Below are 7,592 nucleotides of genomic sequence, written 5' to 3'. Positions count from 1 at the left end.
GTATTCCGTATAGCCCCCGCTGTACTGATGGACACCGTCTGGGGTCAGTTCCAGGACGCGATTCGAGAGCGCGGCCAGGAAGTGGCGATCATGCGAGACGAACAGCATGGCGCCCTCGAATTTGGGGTGATCTGTCTGGAGACCCAAAATGCCCTGTTTTGATTTTCTAAGCCGTCTGCCGGCTGCGAAAAATGCTAACCACATTAGGGCGTTGTAGCTCTTCCATGGGCTGCTGCAGCCGCGGCGACAGCTTGTACAGGAGGCTCACCTGAACCTTCATCTCTCGAGCTACATACGCCATCGGGAGATTGAGTTGCTCTCGCATGACCATCAGGCCATCGACGAGCACCGACGGAGATTCATGGGCAATGAATCGGTCTTCGACTTCCTCAATGGCTTCGCCATGGCGCCTCAGAAAAATAAATCCGGTGCGCACCTGGGCCTCGTTGAGATGCCCAAGCTGATGCCCGCGAAAGATGATCGCGGCCTTCGACGTTCCCCATTTTTTCTTCAGTTCCGAGATCCCTTTCCAGTTGAGCCGACTTCCGCGCACTGCATGCCTGCAGTCGGCGCCAAACGACGACCTCGGCAGCAGCAGCGCACTGGCAAACCGATTGGCTTGGGTCTCGGTCAGGCGATCGCCGGTGAGCACACCGTGGTGTAGCGCGAAATGACCAAGCTCGTGTGCAATGCCAAAACGCTGCCGGCACGCCGAGCGTCCGCCCGCATTGAGCGCAATCACAGGACGCTTGGTCGCAAAAGACACCGCATCGATCTCCGGCGCCAAGCCGTCGACCATGGTCACGACCGCTCCCGCATTTTCGGCCGTGCGTGTGATGTTGCTCAACGGACCAAGGCCGAGGCCGAATCGCTTCCTGAACTCCTCGGCCCCACGCTCAATGTTCTCGATCGTAGACGCATCCGCGGCTCCGATCTGGTACGCCGGCAGATCGAGATGGTTGTCGAGAACACGGACTAGGCGCTTGAGCATCTCGCCGCGCGCACGACCAATCTGCCGCAGCGCAGGCTTGGTCGTGAGCTGGCTTCGGAAGTGGCACTGATCGTCCGCGATCGGCTCGGGTTCGACCGCATAGAAGAACTCCGGCAAAACTTTGAGCTCGTCGACAAGCGCGGACTCGAGTTGCGCCGTCATCGGCTCACCGGCTTCGAGGCGACTCAGATACTGCTTCGATACGTTGACCCGTTCTCCCAGCTCTGTCAGCGACAAGCCATGGAACAACCGAATCAATCGGAGATTGTCACCGATAAACTCAGCGCTCACGACTGCTCGGCGACAGCGTCGTCGTCGGCCGGCCGGCGCTTGGGCGCCACGGTGGGTTTTGCAACCGGGACTGCTGCCGGTGTTGTCTCGCCGACAATCTGGAAGTTGCGGACACTGCTGCTGATCCAACGGCAGGCGATAGTGTCAATGGGCGTGAAACCGACGAACTCGACGTGTGGGTCCGAGATGCCCTCGAGACCACGATCGATCACGAAGCAGAAACGCTGCGGCCGTTGGAAGTCGTCGTAGTCGAACAAGCTTTGCTGGTACGAGTTCGCCAGCGTAACCGCATCTTTCTTCGGGTTGTCGGGATCGTCGTTGCTGTAGCGGCACGGCAGGCCGTCGACGGTGAAGACGAGGTCGTTGCCGGCTGTGGCGATGCCGAGCCAGGGGTGCTTGCCGGACATCGCCTCTTTCAGGATCCGGAGGCGCTGTCGCATGAAGGTGGTACATCCGCGGGTGTAATTGTCGTCTGTATCCCGAGTGAGATCGTCTTCAGTGGCGTACAGCTCATCCAGCAGCCAGCTGGCGACGAGCGCCAAGTGGTTGAGGGCCAGCTGGGGGAAGAACGCGGTCGGCAGCGGATATTCCATTTGTGCAGATTCCGGATTTCGTCAACCGAGAGTTTTGTGCAAAACAGCGATTTCGTCAACTAGAGCGATTTCTAACCATTTCGGTAGGGAAAACAGGCCTTTTTGGGGACTTGCGCGGCAGTGCTGGCGCAGGTCAATTTCCGCGGTCTATGGCAATATCTTTATATATCAATATGTTATGAATTATCAGTTCACCTGCGCATTCCAGAAAACAGGCCATTCTGTTGAGCCCGGATCGACGACCGCGGGCTAAGAGCCGCGCACCAACGAGATCATAGTTTCTCCCTGTCACCTCTCAGCCGCAGCGAAATTTTGTGCACGCCCCGCGTGGCGCCGTTTGTTTGGCTTTTATGTAGGTGAAGCCGCTGTTTACGATCTAACGGTCTTGGTCTGCGCTCTCAGTCGGAAATGCACGATTTGCGCGATGGGCCTCTTCACTGCTTGATGCGCTGTTGTGATCGCAGGGGCATTAGCACGAGGGGGCCAGGACCAGAATTTCTGGACGGATGCGTAGCGTCGCGTCGCTACTGAGCCGCCGCGAGGAGCTTAGGGCTCACCGACGCTTGAGCTCGCGCACTGGCCTCGCAGCTCTCAGTGCCGGAGCAAACCCTTCTTTCCTGCGAGGCAACCGCACGCGCCGGTCGACATCCTCCAGCATCGTGGCGACATGCTTGAGCGCCGATTCTTGGTTTTTGAGCGAAACGCTCTGTGCACCTTGGTAGTCCGCTGCAGCGCTGCGTAGGGCGGCGAACGCCCGCATGAGGCCCTCGTGCGCGCCGCGGATCGTCCCAGGTACGTCCGCCAGCGTGTCCGCCGCACGTTCCTGGGCTTGCTTGATGTCGACGAACTGGGCGTGCTGCGCGTCGAGCCGGGCGATCCAGGCGTCGCGTTCGCGGTCGAGCTGTCCGGCCATCGCATCGCGCGCCGCGAGCGCGCAGTCGCGTTGCACGCGCATATCGTCGAGCAGCGGCGCCAGGCGGCCGAGCTCGAGGTCCTTGTCCGCCAGCCGTGCCTCGGCGCTTGCGCGTTCGCGCTGGGCCTCTGCAGTGGCGACTTCCATCGCGTGCAGGCGCGCATCCAGCTGCGCGGAGAGCTGCTCCAGCGCGGCGCGCTCGGCGGCGAGACGCTCCTCGGCCTCACGCCGCGCCTCGGTCCACAGCGACTCCAGCTGTGGCGGCACCGACGGCGCGGGCGCCGGGCTCGGCGCCTGTTCGGCGTTCCAGCGATCGAGGTGCTTCTTGATTGTCGTGAAGCTGCCGCGGCCGAGCTGTTCGCGCACCGCGATGGTGGTGGCTTTCTCGCCGCCGTTGAGCAACGCTTGCGCGGCGCTCACAACGTCGTCATAAGTGATCGGCGCCGGTGCTTCGGACATGACGGATCTCCAGTCGAGACTGTAATTATATAGTTGTTTACATCGTTTACATACAATAATTACATGTCCGACAATGGCACATGTCGGACACATCGAGTTGGGGCACACTGCGCCCATGACCGACACACCTATCAGTTCGGAGCCTCGCGACCAAGCCGTCGCGGAGCTGCTGGCGCAGACGCCCGAGGCGCTGGTCGACCGTTTGCGCGCGCTCGCCGACGATCTGAAACTCGCCTACGCGCCCAACACGCTGCGCACCTGGCGCGCGGACTGGCGCGTGTGGACGGACTACTGCGCGCGCCACCGCGAGCCGGCCCTGCCCGTCACCCTCCCCGTGCTGCGCGGCTTCCTGCTCGAGCGCATTGCCGCCGGTCGCAAGCGCGCGACGTGCGAGCATTACCTGGCAACGCTGACCATCGTGCACCGGCTCGCGGGTCTGGTGTCGCCGATGGACGCGATGGAAACCAAACTGATGTGGCGCGGCTTGCGTCGGGAGCACCTGAGCGCGCGCCAGCGCCAGGCCCAGGGTCTGACGCTCGCCGACGTCGACACCATTCTGGCCACGCTCGATCCGACGCAGCCACGCGATCGGCGCGATGCGGCGCTGATCAGTGTAGCTTTTGAGGGCATGTTTCGGCGCTCGGAGCTGATCGCACTGCGGATCGAGGATCTGTCGACCGAAGCCGACGGCTCTGGTCGCATTTTCCTGGCGCACAGCAAGACCGACCAGGAAGGCGCCGGCGTGCTGCAGTACCTGTCGCCGGAAACCATGGACCGCGTGCAGCGCTGGCTCGAAACGACCGGCCAGACCGACGGTCCGATCTTTCGATCGGTGCCGCGCTCGAACAAGGCCGACCGTTACGACACGCCCTTGTCCGACCGCGACGTCGCGCGCATCTTCAAGGCCCGGGCCTTGGCCGCCGGTCTGGATCCTGTGCGCATTTCTGGGCACAGCACACGCGTGGGTGCCGCGCAGGATCTGCTCGCCGCCAACTTCAGTGCGGCGGAAATCATGCGCCAAGGCCGCTGGAAGTCCGAGCGCATGATCGTGCGCTACGGCGAGAGCCTCTCCGCAGGCCGCGGCGCGATGGCGCGGCTGATCAAAGCGAAGCGACGCGATACACCCCAAGGGTGAGCGCAATCCCTACGGATGCGATGCGCGAGTCGATTGAACGGCACCGGCGTCAGCCGGAAGTCTCGACGGACGAGCACCTTCGACAGGTCGGTATCGCCCTGGGCGCGTCGATCGCCCATCGGCGCAAGCTGTACCTCGATACGCGATATTGGGTCCTGCTGCGCAATGTCGTGCTCGGACGCGCGCAGTCGCCTCTGTATACCGAGATCCTGGAGCGGCTGCGCGCCCAGGTCGCAGCGGGTATCGCGCTCTGCCCAATGAGCGACGTCACGTTCACGGAGCTGATGCGGCAGTCGGATCCCGTGACGCGGACAACCACGGCGCAACTGATCGACGAACTCAGCCTGGGTGTCGCACTCCACACTGAAGAGCGGCGCGTGGGCACGGAGATCGCCCACTATCTGTATCAGGATGGTGCGCGAGAAAACGTGCACCCGTTGGCTCATCTGGTCTGGACCCGGCAGGGCTTGCTGCTGGGCGCCGCCTATCCAAGGGGGCTTCCCCTCGATGCGGCTGAGGAGCAGGCGCTGCAGAAGGCGTTCATCGATCACCTGTCGCGGCTGTCGCTGGCGGACCTCGTGGCCACGATCGGCGAGCCCCCAATGCCCTACCCCTTCGAGGCGATCGCATACAGACTCAACGCGAGCGCCAGGACCCATGCGCATCAAATTCGTATCTTCCGGCAGGCCGTCCTCAACGAAGTAGCCGGCGGCCTGGATTTGATGAAGGGACAGATGGCCGACGTGATGCTCGAACTGTATGCGCGCAAGCATGGTGGCCCGCCGGTGCAGACGCCTGAGCAACGCACCGAGCAGGAACGCAGACTGCACGGTTTTTTCATCCACTTGTTTGAGAAGCGACCCCAGCAGATCGGGAAGTGTTTGCCGACCCTCTATGTTCACGCCAAGTGCCATGCAGCCGTGCGATGGGATCGCAAACGCAATCTCGACGGACACGACCTCCTCGATTTCCATCACGCCGCCGCAGCTGTCGGATACTGTGACGCATTCTTCACGGACCATCCCCTCAAGGTGCTGCTGCGATCGGGGCACGTGGCGTTGCACAAGGAGTTTTCGTGCCACGTCGTGGCCAGCGAACGCGAGGTTCTCGATTATCTGCGACGGTGATGTCGACCCTGCGGTAACATTTTCGGCAAAGCGCTGAGAATCAAGCTGCAAACGCATTGTGGGGTGACAGTCGCCGACGTTCTCCACAAGGTCGTCCACAGGCTCTGTTGATAACTCTGTCACCCTCTCAGAGCCGGGTGATGGGCCAATCTTGCTGCTCTGCTGCCTGTACTCACGGCCTCCAAGTAAGCGGATACCGGTATGGCCGACATCGCGGGCATCTAAAGCTGAAATAGTGGCCTCTCCAAAAAGACAATTCGCCAAGCGGTCGCCCCGCTTCAACGACTATCCACTTCGCATCGGCATGAAATTGTCGCGCTCAAGCGGAAGCTGGATTCGATCGAGAGGATGACGAAGACCCGTAGCAGGTCGGCCACGCAATGCGGACCGACTCGAGGAACCATCATGCCCATCATCATCCGCTGTCTGCTGCCACTCCTGGCCGCCGGTCTGAGCGCCTGCGGTGCAGGCCATCACGCATCGTCGGTCGTTGCCGATGCGGGGACCGTCGCGGCGCAGGCCTACGACATCAGCGTCGATTCGCCGGCGCCGGACAATCTCAGCGGCGCCGCCACCACCGCGATCGCCGCCACGGTGTTCGTGCCGGCCCATCGCGCAGGCGAGCGCTATCCGCTGATCCTGCACAGCCACGGCTGGGGCGGGGATCGCATCAATGCCTCGGATGCCGAGACCAACAACCAGAATGCCGACACGTCGACGCTGTACTCGCGCGTTGTGGACCTGGAGGTCAAGCGTTTCTGGGACGCCGGCTACGCCGTGATCAGTTTTGACGAGCGCGGCATCGGCCAGTCCGGCGGAATGGTGCGCGTCATGGACCCCGATTACGAGACACGCGATGCGATGGCCCTGATCGACTGGGCGCTGGCCAATCTGGACCTGGCGCTGGACGCGCACGGCGATCCGCGTGTGGGCACGATCGGCGGCAGCTACGGCGGCGGCTGCCAGTTGCTGCTGGCGGCGCGCTGGCCAAGGGCTGGCTTTCCGGCTTGTGCCTGGTCGCCAAGACCGACCAGCGCAGGATGGACGCCGTCGTGCAGGGCGCCTGCGAGGAAGCAGCCGACCTGCCCGCGACCCGCTTCAGCGAAGACCTGCTGGTTTCCGGACCCGGCATCACGGAATACTTCGGCGAGCACAGCCTGGCCGCCTTCGAACGCCGCCACGACGACCCGGCCGACGCCTACAAAATGCAGGCGGTGGACGCGCTGTTCGTGCAGGGCATGCGCGACACCCTGGTCAGCCTCAACCACGCCTGGCACGGCTACCGCTTCCTGAGCCAGCTGGGCGGCGACGTGCGCCTGCTGACGCATCAGCACGGCCATATCCTGCCGGCGCCGTTTTCCACCAATGCCGCGCTCGGCAGCATCGCCTGCGGCGGTGTGGACACCATCGAAACGATCCGTGCATGGATGGACGCCAAGCTGCGTGGCAACGCGCAGGTGCTGGCGCAGATTCCGGAGGTGTGCATTTCGCTGGACGACGACGGCGGCGTGCGCCTGGACCAAGTGCCGCGCGGTGGCGCGGCAGTGGTCAGCATTCCGCCGACGGCCGTCACTTCGGCCAACAGCGATCTGGCCAACGGTCCGGTGTTCGTGCCGCTGGCGGCTCCGATCCGGGGCGAGAACTTCGTGCTGGCCGGCATTCCGACCGCCAGCCTGAAAATCACCAGTGACCTGCCCGGCACGGCCGGCGTGGCCTTCGTCGCGGTGGGCGTGAAGTACGGCGACGCGGCGCCGTATCCGGTGGATCACCAAGTGCGCGCCCTGCGCAGCGACCGCGAGCATGTCGACATCGAGCTGCGCGGCGTCGGCGAGCGCCTGCACGACGGCGGCCAGGTGGGCGTGCTGATCTACGGCGACTTCAGCGAGTTCGAACCCGAAGGCCAGCCGGTCAACTTCCTCGCCAACGCCTTCACGATCGAAGGCGAAGTGAGTCTGCCCGTTTTCTCCCGCTGATGCGCGCGTCCAGCCTGCTGCAGTCATTCGCAGTTCTGGCCACGGCCGGCTGCGATTCCGGCGCTGGCGCAGGTCCCGACGCCACGGCACTGCAGGCCGAGACGTCCGGA

7 protein-coding genes are annotated in these 7,592 nt (G+C 63.4%); 4 read left to right on the top strand and 3 right to left on the bottom strand.

Going from position 1 to position 7,592, the window contains the following annotated elements; all coding sequences use genetic code 11:
* Positions 1-166: 166 nt before the first annotated feature.
* The 3 genes from E4T66_RS20135 to E4T66_RS20125 form a co-directional block, all read right to left on the bottom strand.
* Complete coding sequence (locus E4T66_RS20135; RefSeq protein ID WP_136851711.1) at positions 167-1,282, bottom strand: helix-turn-helix domain-containing protein; 1,116 nt, start codon at positions 1,280-1,282, stop codon at positions 167-169.
* Entirely contained in the window at positions 1,279-1,875 is a 597-nt protein-coding gene (locus E4T66_RS21760; RefSeq protein ID WP_136851709.1) for a hypothetical protein, read from the bottom strand. The genes E4T66_RS20135 and E4T66_RS21760 overlap by 4 nt, the downstream gene beginning before the upstream one ends.
* 553 nt (positions 1,876-2,428) lie before the next feature.
* Positions 2,429-3,247, bottom strand: a complete 819-nt coding sequence (locus E4T66_RS20125) for a DNA-binding protein (RefSeq protein WP_169577748.1) — start codon at positions 3,245-3,247, stop codon at positions 2,429-2,431.
* A 202-nt stretch (positions 3,248-3,449) separates the two neighbouring features.
* Between E4T66_RS20125 and E4T66_RS20120 the strand changes: the two genes are divergently transcribed.
* The 4 genes from E4T66_RS20120 (at position 3,450) to E4T66_RS21475 (ending at position 7,482) form a co-directional block, all read left to right on the top strand.
* Complete coding sequence (locus E4T66_RS20120) at positions 3,450-4,382, top strand: tyrosine-type recombinase/integrase (RefSeq protein ID WP_169577747.1); 933 nt, start codon at positions 3,450-3,452, stop codon at positions 4,380-4,382.
* Positions 4,383-4,402: 20 nt separating this feature from the next.
* The gene (locus E4T66_RS20115; protein WP_136851703.1) at positions 4,403-5,509 is read left to right on the top strand and encodes a hypothetical protein; all 1,107 of its coding nucleotides are present in this window, start codon (positions 4,403-4,405) and stop codon (positions 5,507-5,509) included.
* 405 nt (positions 5,510-5,914) lie between these two features.
* Positions 5,915-6,802: an alpha/beta fold hydrolase gene (locus tag E4T66_RS20110; protein ID WP_169577746.1), complete on the top strand. Its 888-nt coding sequence runs from the start codon at positions 5,915-5,917 to the stop codon at positions 6,800-6,802.
* Positions 6,748-7,482, top strand: a complete 735-nt coding sequence (locus E4T66_RS21475) for a hypothetical protein (RefSeq protein WP_169577745.1) — start codon at positions 6,748-6,750, stop codon at positions 7,480-7,482. Before E4T66_RS20110 ends, E4T66_RS21475 begins: the two co-directional genes overlap by 55 nt.
* Positions 7,483-7,592: the final 110 nt, after the last annotated feature.

This window comes from Sinimarinibacterium arenosum (genome assembly GCF_005047655.1).
Classification (GTDB): domain Bacteria; phylum Pseudomonadota; class Gammaproteobacteria; order Nevskiales; family Nevskiaceae; genus Solimonas.
This window is presented reverse-complemented; position numbering and strand designations above follow the sequence as displayed.